A 21,289-nucleotide genomic window follows, 5' to 3' on the forward strand; every position below is an offset into this window, starting at 1 on the left:
CCATGTCTTATGTCGATGGCTGTGTGATTGCTGTACCGACCGCCAACCGCGAGCAATTCAAGAAGCACGCCGAAATCACCAGCGCGATTTTCAAGGAGAACGGCGCCTTGAGCATTGTTGAATGTTGGGGTGACGACGTGCCGGACGGCAAAGTGACCTCGTTTCCGATGGCGGTAAAACTCAAGGAAGACGAAACCGTGGTGTTTTCCTGGATCATCTGGCCAGACAAGTCGACCCGCAATGCCGGCATGCAGAAAATGATGGCCGACCCGCGCATGCAACCGGACGTCAATTCAATGCCGTTCGATGGTCAGCGCATGATCTTCGGCGGCTTCAACATCATCTATCAGTCCTGACGCGAACCGTCGGATCACTCCGCGCTCGGGGTGATCCGGCAACTCTTGCGATTACGGATCTCGTTATCCGTCGGCCGCTCCCTGACGAACTCGAAACGCGGCTCACCTTCGCTATAGTGAACCAGCCAGCCCCATTCCAGCTCGGATTCATCCTGCCCCGGTTGTGGCGGCATTGCCCACCATGGCTCTTTGCTGATGATCTCCCGCATGGCCCCCTCCCGTTGTTTTCGGTTGGTTCAACTATAACGTGCATGTCAGGAGGTGCCAGGCATGAGCGACGAATTCCGTGAACCGTTCAAGCGGCTGTTTTTCGCGCTGAGCTGCCCGCCAGAGCAACGCCGGGCCATCGCCCAGTGGCGCAACGCGCTGCAACTGCGCAGCGGGCGCCCGGTGCCGGCGGACAACTTTCACCTGACGCTGCTGTTTTTGGGCGCGGTCGGTGTGGCGCAGATCGGCGAGATCTGCACAGCTGCCGCAAAGGTGCGCGTGCCGGGAGAGCCGTTGCGGCTGGTGCTTGATCGACTGGATGTCTGGCGCCGGGCCGGGGTGTTGGTGCTCGCACCCGAGCAGGCGCCGCCTGAGCTTTTGCGCTTGGTCTATGCGCTGGAGCAGGCAATGTTGCCGTTTGGGTTTGAGGAGGCGCCGAAGGAGTTTCGCCCGCATTTGACGTTGATGCGCGACTATCGGATGCCGGTGCCCGAGTCTGCCGCTGCGCCTGAATTTTTCCTGCGTGCTGATCGATTCGTGCTGTTTGAATCGCATAAGGGGCGTTATCGGGCGTTGGCCGAATGGCCGCTCGTTCCTGCATAAAAAAAGGCGCCCGAGGAGGGCGCCTGAATTCACCTAAACCGAGGAAGCCAGGTGAGGCCGTTCTGCTTCAATAGCGTGCAGCGGTGGTAAGGCGCTGCGGGAACGGAAAACTGTAAAGCTGATGATCGTTCCCACGCTCCGCGTGGAAATGCAGCCCGGGGCAAGCCCGGCTCCCACAGGGTTGGCGTCGTAGACAAATCTGTGTTCCAGCACGGAACCTTGTGGGAGCCGGGCTTGCCCGCGATGGCTATCTCAAATTCAGCGATTATTTGCCGAGCTTCACCTTGGTCCAGCCACGGGTCATGATCCGCTGGATGGCAATCGGCTGGTCGGGAATGGCATACAGTGTCGCCATCACCGCTTCCGGCGGATAGGAGCCCGGTTCGTTGCGGATCGCTTCATCCACCAACGGCGTGGCGGCCGAGTTGGCGTTGCTGTAGCCGATGTTGTTGGTGATGTCGGCAATCACATCCGGACGCATCAGGAAGTTCATGAACAGGTAGGCGTTCTCAACGTTGGCGGCATCACGCGGCATGGCGACCATGTCGTAGAAACTGCCAGCGCCTTCTTTCGGGATGCTGTAGTTGATCTTCACCTTGTCGCCAGCTTCCTCGGCGCGGGCCTTGGCCTGCAGCACGTCGCCGGAGTAACCGACGGCCACGCAGATGTTGCCGTTGGCCAGGTCCGAGATGTACTTCGAGGAATGGAAGTACGCCACCGACGGGCGAATTTTCATGAACAGCGCTTCGGCCTCCGCGATGTGCGCCTTGTCCTGATCGTTCACCGGGTAACCCAGGTAGTGCAGGGCGGCCGGGATCATCTCGGTCGGCGAATCGAGGAAGCTGATGCCGCAGGCTTTCAGTTTTTCAGCGTTTTCCGGTTTGAACAGCAAGTCCCAGGAGTTGGTCGGGGCGTTGGCGCCGAGCACTTCCTTGACCTTGGCCGGGTTAAAGCCGATACCGATCGAGCCCCACATGTACGGGAAGGCATGACTGTTGTCGGGGTCGCTGGCGGCGGCGTTTTTCAGCAGCACCGGGTTGAGGTTTTTCCAGTTTGGCAGCTTCGATTTGTCGAGCGTCTGGTACACCCCGGCCTTGATCTGCTTGGCCAGAAAACTGTTGGACGGCACGACGAGGTCGTAGCCGGATTTGCCCGCGAGCAGGCGTGCTTCAAGGGTTTCATTGCTGTCGAACACATCGTAGGTCACGCGGATGCCAGTCTCGTCTTCGAACTTCTTGACGGTGTCCGGGGCGATGTAGTCCGACCAGTTGTAGACGCGCAGTACCTTGTCATTGGCCTGGGCGCCGGTAGCCATTGCGCCCAATAAGGACAGTGTCAGCAGAGTCCTGCCAAGCATTTTCATCGGTACAACTCCATTTCTTTTTTATTCAAATACGCAAAACAGTTGCAGTCATGGCACACCCCTTGTAGCAGCTGGCGAAGCCTGCGTTCGGCTGCGAAGCAGTCGTGAGTTCAGACACTGCGGTTCTATCAGGAAGATTGAATTCACAGGTTTTACGACTACTTCGTAGCCGAACGCAGGCTTCGCCAGCTGCTACAAAGTGTGCGTGCAGCAGACCCTTAGGCCACTGCTCCAGCCATTTGCTTTTCAGGTTGTTGCCAGGATTCGCTGGCGGTCTGGTCCATCGCTTCCTGGATCGCACGCTTACGGGTGGCTTCGGCGCGGCGGCTGAAGTACCAGACCATGAAAGTCACGATCGAGACGGCCAACAGGATCAAACTGGCTACGGCGTTGATCTCGGGTTTCACGCCCAGACGTACCGCCGAGAACACTTCCATCGGCAAGGTCGTCGAACCCGGCCCGGAGACGAAGCTCGCCAATACCAGGTCATCCAGCGACAGGGCAAACGACATCATGCCGCCGGCTGCCAACGAGGGCGCGATCATCGGAATGGTGATCAGGAAAAATACCTTGAATGGCTTGGCACCGAGGTCCATGGCCGCTTCTTCGATGGACAGGTCCAGCTCGCGCAAGCGGGCGGAGACTACCACCGCGACATAAGCGGCACAAAACGTGGTGTGCGCGATCCAGATCGTCACCAGGCCACGTTCCTGCGGCCAGCCGATCAACTGCGCCATGGCCACGAACAGCAGCAACAGCGACAGACCGGTGATCACTTCCGGCATCACCAGCGGCGCCGTTACCAGGCCGCCGAACAGCGTGCGGCCCTTGAAGCGGGTCACGCGGGTCAGCACAAACGCCGCCAACGTGCCCAGCGCAACCGCAGCAATCGCGGTGTAGCAGGCGATTTCCAGCGAGCGCACCACCGAGCCCATCAGTTGCGTGTTGTCCAGCAAACCGGCGTACCACTTGAACGACCAGCCACCCCACACCGTCACCAGTTTGGAGGCGTTGAACGAGTAGATCACCAGAATCAGCATCGGCAGGTAGATAAACGACAGGCCGAAAATCAACATGAACTTTGAAAATCCGAAGCGTTTCATCCCCGACTCTCCATCTCTTTGGCCTGGCTACGGTTGAACAGCAGAATCGGCACAATCAGGATCAGCAACATCACCACCGCCAGGGCAGACGCCACCGGCCAATCGCGGTTGTTGAAGAACTCTTGCCACAGCACGCGACCGATCATCAGGGTTTCCGGGCCGCCCAGCAGTTCCGGAATCACGAACTCACCGACCACCGGAATGAACACCAGCATGCAACCGGCGATGATGCCGTTCTTGGCCAGCGGCACGGTGATTTTCCAGAAACTGTTGAAGGTGCTCGAGCCCAGGTCCGACGCTGCTTCCAGCAAGCTCTGATCGTGTTTGACCAGGTTGGCGTACAGCGGCAGGATCATGAACGGCAGATACGCATACACCACACCGATGTAGACGGCGGTGTTGGTGTTGAGGATCTCGATCGGGTGCGACGTCAGGCCGGTCCACATCAGAAACGCGTTGAGCAAACCGTTGTTGCTGAGGATGCCCATCCACGCATAAACGCGGATCAGGATCGCTGTCCAGGTCGGCATCATGATCAGCAGCATCAGGACGTTTTGCGCTTCCTTGCTCGCCTTGGTGATCGCGTAGGCCATCGGGAAACCGAGGACCAGGCACATCAGCGTGCTGAAAAACGCGACCTTCAACGAACCGAGGTAGGCCGAGAGGTACAGCTCATCGTCGGTCAGCAGCAGGTAGTTGCCAACGTTCAAGAACAGCTGGAATTTCTGTTCGGCGTAGGTGTAGATCTCGGAGTAAGGAGGAATGGCCAGCGCCGCTTCCGAGAAGCTGATCTTCATCACCAGGAAGAACGGCAACAGGAAAAACAGGCACAGCCACAAGAATGGAATCCCGATGACGAGCTTTCGACCACTCGGCATCAGCCGCATAAACCGCTGATTGAGTGTTTTCATGAGCGCAGTACCACGCCGCTGTCGTCTTCCCACCACACGTAGACCTTGTCGTCCCAGGTCGGACGCGCGCCACGGCGTTCGGCGTTGGCCATGAACGACTGGACGATCTTGCCGCCAGGCAGCTCCACGTAAAACACCGAGTGACCGCCGAGGTAGGCGATGTCGTGCACCTTGCCTTGCGACCAGTTGTAGCGGGTGTCCGGCTTGATCGTGCTGACCAGCATTTTTTCCGGGCGGATGGCGTAGGTGATCGACTTGTCCTGCACCGAGGTGCTGACGCCGTGGCCAACGTAAATCTTGTTTTCAAGGTCCGGGCTGTGAATGATCGCGTGACCTTCAAGGTCTTCCACAACTGTGCCGTCGAAGGCGTTCACGTTGCCGATGAACTCGCAGACCATGCGGCTGACCGGTGCTTCATAGATGTCGACCGGGCTGCCGATTTGCGCAATCCAGCCCAGGTGCATGATTGCGATGCGCTCGGCCATGGTCATGGCCTCTTCCTGGTCGTGGGTCACCATCACGCACGTCACGCCGACGCGCTCGATGATCTCGACCAACTCCAGTTGCATCTGCGAACGCAGTTTTTTATCCAGGGCGCCCATCGGTTCGTCGAGCAGCAACAGCTTCGGACGTTTGGCCAGGGAACGGGCCAGTGCCACACGTTGACGTTGACCGCCGGACAGTTGATGCGGTTTGCGTTTGGCGTACTGGGTCATGTGCACCAGTCGCAGCATTTCTTCAACGCGGGCGTCGATTTCGCTGGCGGGCAAACGGTCCTGCTTGAGGCCGAAGGCGATGTTCTGGGCCACGGTCATGTGCGGGAACAAGGCGTAGGACTGGAACATCATGTTGATCGGCCGCTCGTACGGCGGCATGTCGGTGATGTCGACACCGTCAAGCATGATCCGGCCTTCGGTGGGACGTTCGAAACCGGCGAGCATGCGCAGCAGCGTCGATTTGCCCGAGCCGGAGCCGCCGAGCAGGGCGAAGATTTCGCCTTGATGAATCTCCAGCGAAACATCGTCCACTGCGATGGTTTCGTCGAACTTCTTGGTGACGCGGTCGACTTTCACCAACACCTTTTTCGGTGCCTGGTGACCTTCAAGAGCCTTCCTGTAAATGCTGGAGGCGTTTGCCATGTGAAACTCCCAACAGGTTTCAGTCGTCGGGCCAACGCGGCCTGACTTAATAGTGGATTGCTAGCCTGAGCCGGGTACGGTCCCTGTAGGAGCCGAGCTTGCTCGCGATGAGGCCCCGGCAGCCGACATCAATGTTGAATGTTCGGTCGCCATCGCGAGCAAGCTCGGCTCCTACAGGGTTACCCGTTCCGGCTGGGCTTATTCGGCGCCGCCGTCCTGGCTGCCTGGTAGTACTTGTTGTTATCGCAGTGTGTTGCTGTCGCGAGGGACGGGCGCGCAAGGGCACGCCCGACTGGCTCGCGGGGGCAGTAAATTTATGTTCAGTGTTTTAAGTCAGCGGTTTTTACGCAGCGCGGCCCGTCGCCGGCACGCATCGCCGAACGCCTGGAAAATACTCAGGTAGGGCGGGTTCGACAGCACCTGCCATTCCGGATGCCACTGCACGCCGACGGCAAAGGTCGGGCTGTGCTCCACCGAAATCGCCTCGATCAAACCGTCCGGCGCAATCGCTTCGGCACGCAGGCCGGGCGCCAGTCGGTCGATGCCTTGGCTGTGAATCGAATTGACCATGAACCCGGCCGGCAACTCCAGCGCCTCGAACACGCCACCCGGTTGCACGGTGACCGCATGCGCCGGTGCGTATTGCACCGCCAGCTCCGGGCTGTCCGCCTCGCGGTGATCGAGCATGCCGGGCACCTCGTGGACCTTCTGGTGCAGGCTGCCACCAAACGCCACGTTCATTTCCTGGAAGCCCCGGCAGATGCCGAGCACCGGCACGCCAGCCGCAATGGCCGCACGCAATAAAGGAAGGGTTGTGGCGTCCCGCGCCGGATCGTGATCCGTGCCGGGAGCGCTGGCCGGGCCTTGATAGTGGAAAGGCTCCACATTCGAGGGCGAGCCGGTCAGCAACAGACCGTCGAGATGCGCGAGCATATCCTCGATTTCAGTCAGTTCGCCTAAGGAAGGAATGACCACAGGCAGCCCCAAAGCCGCGACGCTGACAGCACGCAAGTACTTGTCGCCGCTGATGTGGTAGGGGTGCAGGCCAATCTGTTTGACGCACGCAGTAACGCCGATCAATGGCTTGAATGCCATTTTTATCACCTCGAAGTTTCACACTTGAACGAGCTTTTCCGGAGCTTAGCCTTGTTGATTTTAATTAACAACTCTCATGTAAAAAATTCTAAACGCCGTACGTCCGAACCTCAGCGTTTACACGGTGTGCAAGACTCATTTAGGACTCTCGTGCCCAAAAAAGGCCCGAAAATAAAGGTTGAAAGGCCAAGTGTTCGCTATTGACTTCACTTTGCCGTTCGGGTTGACTGGGCTCGTGAAAGGGTAGTGAACATAATAATTAACAGCTAAAAAATAGGTGCATCATGTCGGTCCCTCTGCGTGCCGTTCAACTCAACGAAGCAAACGCATTCCTTAAGAAATATCCTGAGGTTTTGTACGTCGACCTTCTGATTGCGGATATGAACGGTGTGGTGCGCGGCAAGCGCATCGAGCGCACCAGTCTTCATAAGGTCTACGAAAAAGGCATTAACCTGCCGGCGTCCCTGTTTGCTCTGGACATCAATGGTTCTACGGTGGAAAGCACCGGCCTGGGTCTGGACATCGGCGACTCTGACCGAATCTGTTTCCCCATTCCCGGCACCCTCAGCATCGAGCCGTGGCAGAAGCGCCCAACCGCTCAGTTGCTGATGACCATGCACGAACTCGAAGGCCAGCCGTTCTTTGCCGACCCGCGTGAAGTGTTGGCCAATATCGTGCGCAAGTTCGACGACATGGGCCTGACCATCTGCGCTGCGTTCGAACTCGAGTTCTATCTGATCGACCAGGACAACGTGAACGGCCGTCCGCAATCGCCGCGCTCACCGGTGTCCGGCAAGCGTCCGGTGTCGACCCAGGTGTACCTGATCGACGACCTCGACGAATACGTCGACTGCCTGCAAGACATCCTCGAAGGCGCGAAAGAGCAGGGCATTCCTGCCGACGCCATCGTCAAGGAAAGCGCCCCGGCGCAGTTCGAAGTCAACCTGCATCACGTCAACGACCCGATCAAGGCCTGCGACTACGCGGTGTTGCTCAAGCGTCTGGTGAAGAACATCGCCTATGACCACGAGATGGACACCACGTTTATGGCCAAGCCGTATCCGGGTCAGGCGGGTAACGGTTTGCACGTACACATTTCGATTCTCGACAAAGAAGGCAACAACATCTTTGCCAGCGAGGATCCCGAGCAGAACGCCGCGCTGCGACACGCGATCGGCGGTGTGCTCGAGACCCTGCCGGCGCAGATGGCGTTCCTCTGCCCGAACGTCAACTCGTACCGTCGTTTCGGCGCGCAGTTCTACGTGCCGAACTCCCCGAGCTGGGGCATCGACAACCGTACCGTAGCAGTGCGTGTGCCAACCGGTTCGCCGGACTCGGTACGCATCGAGCATCGTGTTGCTGGTGCCGACGCCAACCCTTACCTGTTGATGGCTTCGGTGTTGGCCGGTATTCACCACGGCCTGACCAACCAGATCGAACCGGGCGCCCCGGTGGAAGGCAACAGCTACGAGCAGAACGAGCAGAGCCTGCCGAACAACCTGCGCGATGCCCTGCGCGAGCTGGACGACAGCGAAGTCATGGCCAAATACATCGACCCGCTGTACATCGACGTGTTCGTGGCGTGCAAGGAAAGCGAGCTGGCCGAGTTCGAGAACTCCATCTCCGACCTTGAGTACAACTGGTACTTGCACACGGTTTGATTGGCTAAAAACCGTCAGTCAAGGATAAAAGGCGGGTGTACACCGATCGCGTGTACACCGCCAACCCCTGTGGGAGCGGGCTTGCCCGCGATAGCGTCATCACAGTCAACATTGATGGCGCCTGACACACCGCAATCGCAGGCAAGCCCGCTCCCACAGTGGATTGCATTTCAAATCTTTAACTGACTGGCAGTCAATCCAACGATCACTTATTCCTCTACGTCGAGTCACAACCATGACAAACACTCGCAGCGACTGGGAGCAACGCTTCCAGTCCCTAACCATTGAAAGCCGTGCGTTCATCGACGGCCAATACGCCCCGGCACTCAGCGGCGACACCTTTGAATGCATGAGCCCGGTCGACGGCCGTTTCCTGGCCAACGTCGCCAGCACCGACGAAGCCGACGCCAATGCGGCCGTCGCCGTCGCGCGCCGCACGTTCGAATCCGGCATCTGGGCCAACCTCGCCCCGGCCGAGCGCAAGCGCATCCTGATCCGCTTCGCCGACCTGATCCTGGCCAACCAGGAAGAACTCGCCCTGCTCGAAACCCTCGACATGGGCAAGCCGATCAACGACTCGATGAACATCGACATCCCGGCGACCGCCAACGCGATCCGCTGGAGCGCCGAAGCCATCGACAAGATCTACGACGAAGTCGCCGCCACCCCGCACGATCAACTGGGCCTCATCACCCGTGAACCGGCGGGTGTAGTCGCGGCCATCGTGCCGTGGAATTTCCCGTTGATCATGGCCAGCTGGAAGTTCGCCCCGGCCCTGGCGGCTGGCAACTCGTTCATCCTCAAGCCCTCGGAAAAGTCGCCGCTGACTGCGATCCGCATCGCTCAGCTCGCGCTGGACGCCGGCATCCCGAAAGGCGTGTTCAACGTGCTGCCGGGCTTCGGTCACACCGTCGGCAAGGCACTGGCGTTGCACATGGACGTCGACGTGCTGGCCTTCACTGGCTCGACCGCGATTGCCAAGCAACTGATGATCTACGCCGGGCAAAGCAACATGAAACGCGTGTGGCTCGAAGCCGGGGGCAAGAGCCCGAACGTGGTGTTCGCCGACGCGCCGGACCTGCGCGCGGCAGCCCAAGCGGCGGCCGGTGCGATTGCCTTCAACCAGGGCGAAGTCTGCACCGCCGGCTCGCGCTTGCTGGTCGAGCGTTCGATCCGCGAACAGTTCATTCCGCTGCTGGTGGAAGCCTTGCAAGCCTGGAAACCGGGCCATGCACTGGACCCTGGAAACCACCGTCGGTGCGGTCGTCGATCAGCGTCAATTGGACAACGTCTTGCGTTACATCCAGGTCGGCAAAGACCAGGGCGCGCAACTGATCGCGGGTGGCAGCCGCACCCTCGAAAGCACCGGCGGCCTGTACGGTGGAACCGGCGATTTTCGACGGCGTGACCAACGCCATGACCATCGCCCGTGAAGAAATTTTCGGCCCGGTGCTGTCGCTGATCACCTTCGACAGCGCTGAAGAAGCCCTGGCCATCGCCAACGACAGCATCTTTGGCCTGGCCGCCGGCGTCTGGACCAGCAACCTGAGCAAGGCCCACACCTTCGCTCGCGGCCTGCGTGCCGGCAGCGTGTGGGTCAACCAGTACGACGGCGGCGACATGACCGCGCCGTTCGGCGGGTACAAGCAGTCGGGTAACGGTCGGGACAAACCGCTGCACGCGTTCGACAAGTACACCGAACTCAAAGCGACCTGGATCAAGCTCTAACACCTATAAAAAAGCGACGGTCGCCGGCACGCTGCCGGTGGCCATCGGAGAAACTTATGAAACAAGCTCTGATAAACAAAATCATGTAAACAGTTACTACGCCGCCACTCGCAACTTCACTGGCGACTTCCCTGTGCTGGAAGGGGCGGTGGACTGCGACGTCTGCATCATCGGCGCCGGCTACACCGGTTTGTCCTCGGCGCTGTTCCTCGCCGAAGCCGGCTACAGCGTCACCGTACTCGAAGCCGCAAAAGTCGGATTCGGCGCCAGCGGTCGCAACGGCGGCCAACTGGTCAATCTCCTACAGCCGCGACGTCGATGTCATCGAAGAACGCTACGGCGACAAGACGGCTGAAATCCTTGGCAGCATGATTTTTGAAGGCGCCGACATCATCCGTCAGCGCATACAACACTACGACATCCAGTGCGACTACAAGCCCGGCGGCATCTTCGCCGCGATGAACAAGAAGCAACTCAATGGCCTGGCCGAACAGAAGAAAAGCTGGGAGCGCTACGGCAACAAGAACCTGAAAATGCTCGACAAGGCCGACATCAAGCGCGAAGTCGGTTCCGACGCCTACGTCGGCGGCCTGCTGGACATGCAGGGCGGCCACATTCATCCGCTGAACCTGGCCCTCGGCGAAGCTTCGGCCATCATCGGCCTGGGCGGCAAAATCTACGAACAATCGGCCGCAGTGGAAATCACCTACGGCGAACCAATCACCGTGCGCACCGCCAAAGGCGTGGTGAAGGCCAAGTACCTGCTGATCGCCGGTAACGCCTACCTGCCGCAAGGCCTCGACAACCGCGTGACCAGCAAAAGCATGCCGTGCGGCTCGCAAATCGTCGTCACCGAACCGTTGTCGGAAAAGGTTGCGCGCAGCCTGATCAAAAACAACTACTGCGTCGAAGACTGCAACTACCTGCTCGACTACTACCGCCTCACCGCCGACAACCGCCTGCTGTACGGTGGCGGCGTGGTCTACGGCGCGCGTGAGCCGGATGACATCGAACAACTGATCAAGCCGAAAATCCTCAAGACCTTCCCGCAATTGAAGGACGTGAAGATCGACTACCGCTGGACCGGCAACTTCCTGCCGACCATGTCGCGTATGCCGCAATTCGGCCGCATCGAGAAAAACGCCTACTACATGCAAGGCTACAGCGGCCACGGCGTCACCTGCTCGCACCTGGCCGGCAAACTGATTTCGGAAATGATCCGCGGCGACGCCGAACGCTTCGATGCGTTTGCTTCGCTACCGCACATGCCAATGATCGGCGGCCGCACCTTCTCGGCACCGTTGACCGCCCTCGGTGCCGTGTATTACTCGCTGCGCGACCGTTTCGGCATCTAAATCCGCCGCAATCCCTGTAGGAGCCGAGCTTGCCCGCGATGGCGGTGTATCAGCCTCCATCGATGTGACTGACACACCGCCATCGCGAGCAAGCTCGGCTCCTACAGGAGATCTATGGCATACACAAAATTTGTACACGACCAGAACCAAACTGTAGAGCGTGCCTGCTCGCGAAGAGGTCATATCAGCCAGCATCGATATCGCCTGACACACCACTACCCTGTAGGAGCCGAGCTTGCTCGCGATGAGGCCATCCCCGTCGCCATCAATGCCAGCTGACACACAGCAACCGCCCCTACAGTTTTCACAGCCAAACCCCTGATGATCAGGTCAAAACAACCTTTTTAACTAACCATTTATCGAACCTGCTGAGCAACACGAACAAACGTGATTTAATACCCGCCTTTCAAATTTCCGGGACAGGGAAGCGGTGTTTTCTCGCGGCCAAAAGTCGCTCCGCCATCCACCCCCATTACCCCTTAAGGAATTCACGCATAAGGCTGTCATGGACACGGGCTCAAGACTCAAATTAGTACGCGAAAGCTACAAAATGTCCCAGCGCGAGCTGGCCCGGCGCAGCGGCGTCACCAATGCCACCATCTCCCTGATCGAACAGAATCGCGTCAGTCCCTCCGTCAGCTCCCTGAAAAAACTGCTCGAAGGCATCCCCATGTCCTTGGCGGACTTCTTCACCTTCGACCAGCCCCGCGTGAGCATCAATACGTGTTCCGCGCCAATGAACAGCCGGATCTTGGGCGCCATGGGTTGCGGTTGCTGCTGATCGGCGCCTCGGTGCCGAGTCGGCAAATGCGCTTGCTGCGTGAGCAATACGCGCCTGGCGCGAGTTCGGGGGAGGAGCCGATTGTGCATTCGGAAGGGGAGGAGTGTGGGCTCGTAACCCGTGGCACGGTTGAACTGACCGTGGATGGCCAGGATCAGCGTGCTCAACGCGGGCGACGGCTACTACTTCCCGACAACCCTGCCGCACAAGTTTCGCAATATTGGCCAGGATGAAGCGGAAATCATCAGCGCCAACACCCCGGCAAACTTCTAACCTCAAAACGGACGCAACCTTGTAGCAGCTGCCGAAGGCTGCGTCCGCATTCAACACCCATGCTGAATGGAAGCAGCTGCTTCAGCGTTTATCTAAAGAAATGGACTTCACCTCATGACCACACCCCGCATCCGCCCCTCGCACTCTGCATCTTCCATCACAATGGCAAGATCCTGCTCAGCGAAGCCCACGACCCCATCAAAACCGCCCATTTTTCCGCCCAATCGGCGGTGGAATCGAGTTTGGCGAAACCAGTGCCCAAGCCATTGTCCGCGAAGTTCAGGAAGAACTTGGTTTGGCTATTACTGATGTCCGCTTGCTCGGGACGCTTGAAAACATCTTTACCTACGCCGGCAGGCCAGGGCACGAAATTGTGCAGGTTTACGATGCGAGAGTTTGTGGATGTTAGCCGTTTATGATTTGCCGTATTTGGGCGGTCAGGAAACCGATGGCGCGACGTTCACTGCGAAGTGGCTGGCGTGGGAGGGGCTTTACTGATGACGCGCCGTTGGTTCCTGATGGGCTCTACGATCTACTTAAAAAGGTCGCATTGCTGAATTGATCTCTGTGGCTGTTTGTTGGCGAGGTGCATATGTGGTGGGACGTTATTGTTATAGTGTTAAAAGTAATATTTGTTATATGGATGGCTTCATATATTTTCCGGCCTTTCTCTTCCTTGTTGGTATAACAATTTTGCTGAGATAATCGGTTATAGATTGCTCGGTGTAATACTTGCTGTTCCTGTTTTTGTCCGAAATGCTTGGATTGTTTCATCATCCATAATGTATTACTTGGAGTATGTTCTCAATTCTCGGGTTACTTTTCGCGGGTGCATTCCTTTTTGGGTATACGCTGCTGTTAGAGTTAGGCGTGAGCATTCCCGGCCTGTGGCCTTGCTATTCTATTTTAAGCAGAATTGCGCAGAACAAAACCGCCTGGGCTGGCGCCACTACAGTCAATTGCTACAACAGTCGCAATCGGTCACATGTGTGGAATCTCAGATTAACATCAACTAAATTTTATGAAGAAATGAAAAAGTTTGAAAGGGAGGAACAGGAGAAGCTAGAGAAAAGCAAAGGCAAGAGCGTAAAAGCAAATCTCTTTTACTAGTGGAAATGATGAAAGATTTATTTAATAAATAGATCTGTCACCTTTGATTGCGATTGGGGGATTCTGCCATGTATGAAACAGATCATGAAAAACCCGCAGTAATGCGGGTTTTTTATTGTGGTAATTCGGTCACTGATCCTTATGCGTATCGAATCCACGCTGTGCTCAATCACCCGAAACACATCACTCACATCCTGGACCATGATCCGGGCGATGTTGGTGACGGTGTTGATGTCGTTTTCGGCGTAGTCGGGGAGGCTGGTGCAGGCCATCAGGTTTAGGTATTTGAGGTATCGGCGTTGAGGCGTTCGCGTGAGAGCAGTTGTGGAGTTCGCGTGGCGGGGCGTCGTTGTTGATGAGCAGGACGGGGTAGTCGGTGGCGAATTGGGACATGGGGGTGAAGCGGCGTGGCGGATTGTTCGTAGACATAAAGATGAGCCTCTTCAAAGGATTATGTAGCCACCTTTCTGGTGCTGCGAAACAAATAGGTGGCAGCTGGGTGTCGTGGGTCTTCGCAGACCGGAGAAGAGACAAAAGCCGGCAGAACCCGAAGGTCTTCCACACACAGCCGCCATAAAAAACGTAACGGCGGCAAAGTTTGCCACAGTTGTCATTTAGCGGTGCGTCATCTTCTTCAGGGCTGCGAAAACCCTTATCGCTGACTGCGGTCAGCAACGAGTCGAATATAGGCGTCGATTTTGGTGGCTGCAAACGGGGTTGTAGGACGCAAACTGGGCATTTCGGTGGGTGGCTGCGGCTGAATGCAGTTGGGTCGCGGGCGTGAAATCAAAGGTTGTTTAGTGTCAGGTGAACCTTGCTCGCTGGGTTTACGGCTGCTGCGCAGCCGGACGCAGGCTTCGCCAGCTGCTACAGGGTTTTGGGTTGTTTAAAAAGTTTGGTGAGGGATGGGGTGGCTTCGCTTGCTCAGCCGGAGCAAGCTCCCTCGTCACAGGGGGCGGTTTCCTACATGTTTTTCGGATGGCCCGAAACGACAAAAGCCCCGAATCGTTGGGGCTTTGTACCGTTACCAAAATCGATGTTGCGGATCGTTCGACGTCATTGTCGGTCCTGCGGCGAATGCGGGTTGTGTTCAGTGTTTTTCGGGCCGAACGCTGCCCATGCCAGGACCCCATCATCGGCACGAACACGATCACCACGATCCACAAGAGTTTTTGCTGCTCGATTTGCCGTCGGCTTTGCGGACTCTGTTGATTGCCCATAGCTCGATCAGTAGAAGAACTGCCATGTAAGTACTATCCAGGTTGTTTCGGAATTGCATGGGTCACCCTCCTGATGGTCATTCAGTTAGGTGGAGTGATGGTGGGCAGGGTTCATTAATTTTTGGGTTTTGTGGGTTAGGCATAAGCGGGGTTGCTCGCGATGGTGGTCTGTCAGGTCATTCAATTTTGCCTGGCCTTCCGCATTCGCGGGCAAGCCCGCTTCCACATGGAGTTGCAGGGTTGGGTTAGATCGAGAGTGGCCAGTTTTTCCGGTGGCGAGGCGGCGTTTGTCAGCGGTGTCGCGGTTGGCGAGCCAGTAGTAGAGCGGCGAGGTGATCAGCAGGCCGACCAACCAGGACAAATCAGCGCCATTGATGTGCTCCGAAATCGGCCCGACATACAGCGGCGTATTCATGAACGGAATCTGCACCACAATCCCGATCGCCATACGCCAACAACGCCTGCGGGTTGTACCGCCCGTAAATCCCGCCATCGACCTTGAAGATCGAATCAATGTCGTAATGACCTTTGTGAATCGCATAGAAGTCGATCAGGTTGATTGCGGTCCACGGCACCAGCACTACGAGCAGCACCAGCACCATGTCGACGAAGTGGCCGATGAAGTTGGCGGAGGCGCCGACGGCGGCGAAGCAGCAGGCGGCGAGGACCAATACCGAGAGGACGGCGCGGCTTTTGGCGGTGGGGATCCAGCGGTAGGCGAAGGTTTGCACCAGGCGTGATCAGCGACAGCACGGCGCCGTAGAGGTTGAGGGCGTTGTGGCTGACGACGTTGAGCAGGAACTTAGCATGAGCATCAGCGGGCCAGACGGAGCCGGTGGCGAGTTTGACGGCGTCCATGCGTGTCCATCCCGACGGGCGTGGCGAGGACGGCGACGGCGCCGAAGATGAACGAGAGGCTGGAGCCGAGGACGGTGCCCAGGTACGTGGTCCAGAACGTGGCGGCGACCGGTACGTTGGCCGGCAGGTAGCGCGAGTAGGCCGGAGACGTACGGCGCGAAGGCGATTTGCCAGAGCGCGGCGAGGAACACGGTGGCGAGCCAGCCGGACAGGTTGAAGCTGCCACGGGTGAGGAAGTCGGCTTGATCTGCACGTGGGTGAAGATGTAGCCGAAACCGAGCACGATGCCGGCGCCGAGCACCCAGGCGCCGATGCGGTTGAGCACGTGGATGAAGCGGTAGCCAATGATGCCGATGATGCCGGAACCGAGGGCGCCGATGACGATGCCGACCGGCACCGGAACGCTGTCGACGACGCCGTGCAGGGACTTGCCGGCGAGGACGATGTTGGAGGCGAAGAAGCCGATGTACATCACGCCGGCGATCAGCACCACCAGCAGTGCGCCGAGGGAGCCGAACTGGGCGCGGCTCTGGATCATTTGCGGGATGCCCATCTGCGGGCCTTGCGCCGAGTGCAGCGCCATCAGCACGCCGCCGACCAGGTGGCCGACGAGGATGGCGACGATGCCCCACACCAGGTTCAGGTGAAACATTTGCACGCCGAGGGCGCCGGTGACGATGGGCAGCGGGGCGATGTTGCCGCCGAACCAGAGGGTGAACAGGTCGCGGGTTTTGCCGTGGCGATCTTCGGGCGGCACGTAGCCGATGGTGTGTTTTTCAATGAGCGGGGCGGTGGTGGTTGCAGCGGTAACCATGACGGACTCCAAGGCAATTTTGAGTACGTGGACGTACTTCGGTGAGCGCCACACGGGGGCGACGCTTTTCTTGTTGGAGTTGATGATGTGCGGTGGGTGGCAGAGATAAATTAGTAAGATTGTGGGTATAGACGTTAAAAAATGTATGCCGCCGGGACAGTGAAAACCTGTGGGAGCGGGCTTGCCCGCGATGGCGGTCTGTCAGCCAGTTCAATATCGGCTGTCAGGCCCTCATCGCGGGCAAGCCCGCTCCAGGGATTTTGGTGTGTTCAGATTCTTTGTCAGCTGATCGATAACAGCATCCGTTGCAGCATGGCATCGCAGGCGTTGAGCTGTTCGAGGCTGACGAATTCGTCGGGTTTGTGGCCCTGATCCATGCTGCCGGGGCCGCAGACGACGGTGGGAATTCCGGCAGCGTCGAACAGGCCGCCTTCAGTTCCGAATGCCACGGTGCTGAACGCTCTTGAGCCCGAAAATAAAGCAATCAATTCCCGCCGCTTCACTGTGCGCATCCGTCACCAAACCGGGATACGCCGACAACTCGCTGAAGCGAATCTCACTCTGCTCACTCACGGCCCGCATGCGCGGCAACACGTGTTGCTCGGCATAGGCCTTCAGTTCCTGCGCCACATCAACGGGATCAAACGAAGGCAGGGCTCGGATTTCGAAGTCGAAGCGGCAATCGGCGGGGACGATGTTCAATGCCTTGCCACCAGAAATCACGCCGGTTTGCACGGTGCTGAACGGCGGATCGAACCGCGCATCGTGAAGCTCCGGTGCTTTGAGTCGATGGCCGATGCGTCCCAGCTCACCGATCAATTCAGCGGCGTATTCAATCGCATTGACCCCCTGCGGCGCGTAGGCGGAATGGCACGCTTGGCCGTGAACATCGCAGCGCATCGCCAGTTTGCCTTTATGCCCGAGCACCGGTTTCAGTTCGGTCGGTTCACCGATGATGCACTAGCATTGGTTTGACCGGACGCTGTTGCAGTTCCGTCAGCAGCGAGCGCACGCCGAGGCAGCCAACCTCTTCATCGTAGGACAGCGCAATGTGCACCGGCCGGCGCAACGTGGCCTTCACCAGCGACGGCACCAGGGCGAGCACGCAGGCGATGTAGCCTTTCATGTCCGCCGTGCCGCGACCGTAGAGTTTGCCGTCGCGCTCGGTGAGTTCGAACGGCGCAACGGTCCACGGCTGACCGTCGACGGGCACCACGTCGGTGTGTCCCGACAGCACGATGCCCGGCAGATGCGCCGGGCCGAGGGTGGCGAACAGATTGGCCTTGCTGCGCTGCTCGTTGTAGATCGGCTCGCACTGCACATCGAAGCTTTCGAGGTAGTCGCCAACGAACTCGATCAGGTGCAGGTTGGATTCGCGGCTGGTGGTGTCGAACGCCACCAGCGTTTTCAGCAAATCGCGGCTGTGGCTCATCCGGTCGTCTCCGGCGACGCCGTAACCGGGGGATTTGTCAGGGGCGAGGGCGCGGTCGATGTAGTCCTGGACTTGCGGGCGATAGGCGTCCCAGAGTTTTTCCAACTGGCCGATCGGGTTTTCGTCCGCCCAATCCACCCGCAGGTTGATGATCGGCCAGGTCAGTTCACCGACCACCACCAATGCCGCCGAATGCACCGGCTCCGGCTCGCCGCCAGCCGCGATGGCGGCTTTCATGGCGGCCAGCAAGCAGGTCGGCCAGTTGACCTTCGCCGTGCTCGAACGCGTGGACCATGGCTTCGATCACACGAGGCGATCCGCCAGCATGTTGCCGGCCGCCACGCACTGTTCGCCGGACACGGCATTGTGGTTACCCAGGGTTTGTGTACCGCTGAAATGCGCGGTCTGGCCGAGGTGGTCAATGGCGGTGATTTGCCGGTATTGGCTGTAGCCGTTGCGGAGTCCAGGACTTTGTCCAGCGCCTCGGCAGGCGCGAGGCCTTGCTCCATGAGCGCGAGGGTTTCCGGGCCGAGCGAGGGCAGGGTGATGTTTTGGGTGGAAGACCACGCCGACACCCGGAAGCAGCCACGGGCAACGGGCGCCGACGGCGATGCTGGAGGAACTGATCGCAATGCCGAACTGGCCGGTTTCAGGGCAACGGGCGGCGATGGAGAAGGTCATGGATTTGTGCTCCTTGTTTAGCCTGGCGAATAAAGGTGTCTGGGCGGACGCCATCGCGGGCAAGCCCGCTCCCACGAGGGATCTCTCAGTGGCCACAGATTTGCGTACGACGACTAACCTGTGGGCGCTGAGCTTAGCCTGCGATGGCGGCGACTCGGTTTTTACTTTCAGGAATCACCGCAATCACATCAATTTCCATCAACCACTGCGGCTGCCCCAACGCCGACACCACCAACCCGGTGGAAATCGGGAACACGCCCTTGAACCACTTGCCGACTTCCTGATAAACCGGCTCGCGATAGCGCGGATCAATCAGGTACGTCGTGGTTTTTCCACAATGTGGCTGAGATCGCTGCCAGCCTCTTCCAGCAACTGTTTGACGTTGCGCATCCGCTTGCTCGGCCTGCGCGCGCAGGTCGCCCAGACCGACCAGGTTGCCTTCGAAATCAGTCCCGACCTGGCCGCGAACATAAACGGTATTCCCGGCCCGCACGGCCTGGCACAAATCGTTGTCCAGGCTCTGGTTCGAGTAGGTTTCGCTTGGTGTTGAACATGCAGAATTCGAGGGTATGGGTTGGCGTGGACATCTGAAACTCCTGAATAAAAAATCAAGCACTGACCGTGGTTTTGTGAGCGACCAGCACGCTTTCAGCCTGACGCTGCGCCGTATCGTGGTAGTCGAGGTACGAACGCTGGATGGCGATGTGATCGGCCACGTACTTAGCGTCGTGCCACTCCCCCAGATGAACGAAGAACCACGCGACGCGACTGCCATGGCAGCCGAGGAAATACACCCCCGGCTCACTCGACACACCGCGCCGGTGCGCTGGCTTACCCTTGTCGTCAGAGGCGTTGACCTTCAGCCAGCTGTAATCGGTGGCAAAACCGGTGGCCCAGATGATTGAGTTGATGCCGGCCTTGGCCAGATCGAGTTCAAGAATCAGATTCTTCACGCACGTCCGGATCCGGGAAGGTCATGCGCGCTTCGGGTTCTTCCGGCGGGTCCAGACCATTGCTTTCGATGTAGGCGTCGGCGGCGATTGAGGCAGCGCCAGGTAGTTTTCATCACCGCGCGCCAGGTTCTCCAGCCAGGTTCGGTTGAAACGTCGCCACGCTGCCGTTGAACGATTGGGTCAGACCGACAAGGGTCATGCCGCGATAGGCGAGCCCCCGGAAGTCGACCGTCTTGCCGCCCTGCGCACCGCTGACCGCGATGGTCACGTGTTCGCGACCGGGTTTCATCGCGGCTTCCTGATCCCATTCGCCGCAGCACGCAGCCACCAGCAGAAATCACGGTTGCGGTAGGCGCGAGGCGGAGCGGTCGTGCGCACCGACCGAGAGGTAAACCTGTTTGCCGGAGCGCTGCAATTCATCGGCGATCTGCACCCCCGACGAGCCGGCGCCAACCACCAGCACGGCGCCTTCCGGCAGTTGACCGGGATTGCGATAGTCGACCGAGTGGATCTGCAAGAACGGTTGATCTTTAGGCGCGATAGGCGGGATTACTGGCGTCTGGAACGGCCCGGTGGCGGCTACCACACGGTTGGCCTCGATCACGCCTTCGGAGGTTTCGATGGTGAAGCCCGGACGGCCGACATTGCGCTCGACTTTGAGCACGTCGACGCCGGTGCGTACCGGTGCGTTGAATTTTTTCGCATAGGCTTCCAGCGAGAAGTAGTCCGCCACGCGCTCTTTGGGGGCAAAGCCGTCCGGGCTGAGGTCGTCGAATTCCAGGCTCGGGAAAACGGTCGTGCCAGGCCGGACCATTGGCCACCAGCGAATCCCAACGCCCGGTGCGCCAGCGCTCGGCAATACGGTTGCGCTCCAGCACCAGGTGCGGCGCACCAAGTTTGCTCAGGTGTTCACTCATGGCCACGCCAGCCTGACCAGCGCCAACGATCAGCGTGTCTGTTTTTGTTTTCTGTGGTCATCTCTCTACCCTTCGAAGTGGGATTCAGGTCGCTTATGGCCTGCCATCTCTTGGGCTCAAGACTAGGGATCACCCCTGTATCGTGTAGATATTATTAAGCTGGCGTTTGAGTATAAATAACTGAGGCAGAACGCTTAGACCCGCCTGGGTGGCAGCGGGTCTGGAGAGGAGGATGTTGCACGGTTAGGGCATCACGCCCAACGCCTTAATGCATCTTGCTGCTGTGGTCCATCGTGCCGAGTGCCCGGGCTTCACGGCCTTGTGCACTTCGATGGTTTCCTGCTCGCCCTTGGCATTTTTCACGGTCAGGGTCGGCGGCGACAGTATCGCCTTCCTTCACTTGAGCCGTCAGGTCAATCAGCATTACGTGGTAGCCATGCGGGTCGAAGTTCACGGGCTTGCCGGCCGGCAGCGGCTTGGCGGAGTCAGACCTGACGCATGCTCATCACATCGTCTTCCATGCTCATTTGGTGAATCTGTACCGTTTTTGCCGCCGGGGACTGAACGCTCAGCAGGGTGCTGTCGCTGTCGGCTTGCAGGGTCATGAAGGCGCCGGTCGACGGTTGGTCGGCCACGGTCGCGCGAACCCAGGCGTTCTGGACCTGGGTTTGAGCCGACACCTGAAAGGCCAGGCCGATCAGGGACGGGCCCAGGGCCAGTTGTTTGATG

Annotated in this window: 11 protein-coding genes and 10 pseudogenes; 7 read left to right on the forward strand and 14 right to left on the reverse strand. The window is 58.8% G+C overall.

What is annotated here, in order from left to right; all coding sequences use genetic code 11:
• Window positions 1-2: 2 nt before the first annotated feature.
• Window positions 3-356, forward strand: a complete 354-nt coding sequence (locus AB4N76_RS26640; RefSeq protein ID WP_046027719.1) for a DUF1428 domain-containing protein — start codon at window positions 3-5, stop codon at window positions 354-356.
• A gap of 14 nt (window positions 357-370) precedes the next feature.
• On the opposite strand, the gene AB4N76_RS26645 is transcribed toward AB4N76_RS26640, so the two are convergent.
• Window positions 371-565, reverse strand: a complete 195-nt coding sequence (locus tag AB4N76_RS26645; RefSeq protein ID WP_046027717.1) for a hypothetical protein — start codon at window positions 563-565, stop codon at window positions 371-373.
• 61 nt (window positions 566-626) lie between these two features.
• Here AB4N76_RS26645 and thpR point away from each other — a divergent pair, with 61 nt between their 5' ends.
• Window positions 627-1,166, forward strand: a complete 540-nt coding sequence (gene thpR, locus AB4N76_RS26650) for an RNA 2',3'-cyclic phosphodiesterase (RefSeq protein WP_460163773.1) — start codon at window positions 627-629, stop codon at window positions 1,164-1,166.
• Between the two features lie 265 nt (window positions 1,167-1,431).
• Here thpR and AB4N76_RS26655 read toward each other — a convergent pair whose 3' ends face one another.
• From AB4N76_RS26655 to AB4N76_RS26675, 5 genes are all read right to left on the reverse strand, one after another.
• Window positions 1,432-2,529: a polyamine ABC transporter substrate-binding protein gene (locus AB4N76_RS26655; RefSeq protein WP_109784590.1), complete on the reverse strand. Its 1,098-nt coding sequence runs from the start codon at window positions 2,527-2,529 to the stop codon at window positions 1,432-1,434.
• Between the two features lie 218 nt (window positions 2,530-2,747).
• Window positions 2,748-3,632, reverse strand: coding sequence for an ABC transporter permease subunit (locus AB4N76_RS26660; protein ID WP_046027709.1), 885 nt, complete (start codon window positions 3,630-3,632; stop codon window positions 2,748-2,750).
• Complete coding sequence (locus AB4N76_RS26665) at window positions 3,629-4,510, reverse strand: ABC transporter permease subunit (RefSeq protein ID WP_175649006.1); 882 nt, start codon at window positions 4,508-4,510, stop codon at window positions 3,629-3,631. The genes AB4N76_RS26660 and AB4N76_RS26665 overlap by 4 nt, the downstream gene beginning before the upstream one ends.
• Window positions 4,511-4,539: 29 nt before the next feature.
• A complete protein-coding gene (potA, locus tag AB4N76_RS26670) occupies window positions 4,540-5,682 on the reverse strand; it encodes a polyamine ABC transporter ATP-binding protein (protein ID WP_046027706.1) in 1,143 nt (380 codons plus the stop codon).
• Window positions 5,683-6,015: 333 nt separating this feature from the next.
• On the reverse strand, window positions 6,016-6,777 hold the full coding sequence (locus tag AB4N76_RS26675) for a gamma-glutamyl-gamma-aminobutyrate hydrolase family protein (protein WP_046027705.1): 762 nt from the start codon (window positions 6,775-6,777) through the stop codon (window positions 6,016-6,018).
• Window positions 6,778-7,061: 284 nt separating this feature from the next.
• On the opposite strand from AB4N76_RS26675, the gene AB4N76_RS26680 reads away from it, so the two are divergent.
• From AB4N76_RS26680 to AB4N76_RS26700, 5 genes and pseudogenes are all read left to right on the forward strand, one after another.
• On the forward strand, window positions 7,062-8,438 hold the full coding sequence (locus AB4N76_RS26680; protein ID WP_460163774.1) for a glutamine synthetase family protein: 1,377 nt from the start codon (window positions 7,062-7,064) through the stop codon (window positions 8,436-8,438).
• A 235-nt stretch (window positions 8,439-8,673) separates the two neighbouring features.
• Window positions 8,674-10,166: pseudogene (locus tag AB4N76_RS26685) on the forward strand (aldehyde dehydrogenase).
• Between the two features lie 43 nt (window positions 10,167-10,209).
• Window positions 10,210-11,521: pseudogene (locus AB4N76_RS26690) on the forward strand (NAD(P)/FAD-dependent oxidoreductase).
• Window positions 11,522-12,026: 505 nt separating this feature from the next.
• A pseudogene (locus AB4N76_RS26695) lies at window positions 12,027-12,575 on the forward strand (cupin domain-containing protein).
• Window positions 12,576-12,810: 235 nt separating this feature from the next.
• Window positions 12,811-12,984, forward strand: coding sequence for an NUDIX domain-containing protein (locus AB4N76_RS26700; protein ID WP_460164643.1), 174 nt, complete (start codon window positions 12,811-12,813; stop codon window positions 12,982-12,984).
• 830 nt (window positions 12,985-13,814) lie between these two features.
• On the opposite strand, the pseudogene AB4N76_RS26705 reads toward AB4N76_RS26700, so the two are convergent.
• From AB4N76_RS26705 to AB4N76_RS26740, 8 genes and pseudogenes are all read right to left on the reverse strand, one after another.
• A pseudogene (locus AB4N76_RS26705) lies at window positions 13,815-14,114 on the reverse strand (fructose-bisphosphate aldolase).
• 627 nt (window positions 14,115-14,741) lie between these two features.
• Window positions 14,742-14,990, reverse strand: a pseudogene (locus AB4N76_RS26710) (PLD nuclease N-terminal domain-containing protein).
• A 180-nt stretch (window positions 14,991-15,170) separates the two neighbouring features.
• Window positions 15,171-16,577 (reverse strand): annotated as a pseudogene (locus tag AB4N76_RS26715) (purine-cytosine permease family protein); the annotation flags it as partial.
• Window positions 16,578-16,858: 281 nt separating this feature from the next.
• Window positions 16,859-18,009, reverse strand: a pseudogene (gene argE, locus AB4N76_RS26720) (acetylornithine deacetylase).
• Window positions 18,010-18,171: 162 nt separating this feature from the next.
• Window positions 18,172-18,744 (reverse strand): annotated as a pseudogene (locus AB4N76_RS26725) (DUF1028 domain-containing protein); the annotation flags it as partial.
• Window positions 18,745-18,823: 79 nt separating this feature from the next.
• A complete protein-coding gene (locus AB4N76_RS26730) occupies window positions 18,824-19,195 on the reverse strand; it encodes a RidA family protein (RefSeq protein ID WP_460163775.1) in 372 nt (123 codons plus the stop codon).
• 103 nt (window positions 19,196-19,298) lie between these two features.
• A pseudogene (locus AB4N76_RS26735) lies at window positions 19,299-20,621 on the reverse strand (flavin-containing monooxygenase).
• A 204-nt stretch (window positions 20,622-20,825) separates the two neighbouring features.
• Window positions 20,826-21,288, reverse strand: a pseudogene (locus tag AB4N76_RS26740) (copper chaperone PCu(A)C).
• Window position 21,289 lies beyond the last annotated feature (1 nt).

The sequence above is a fragment of the Pseudomonas sp. S2_F03 genome, assembly GCF_054668335.1.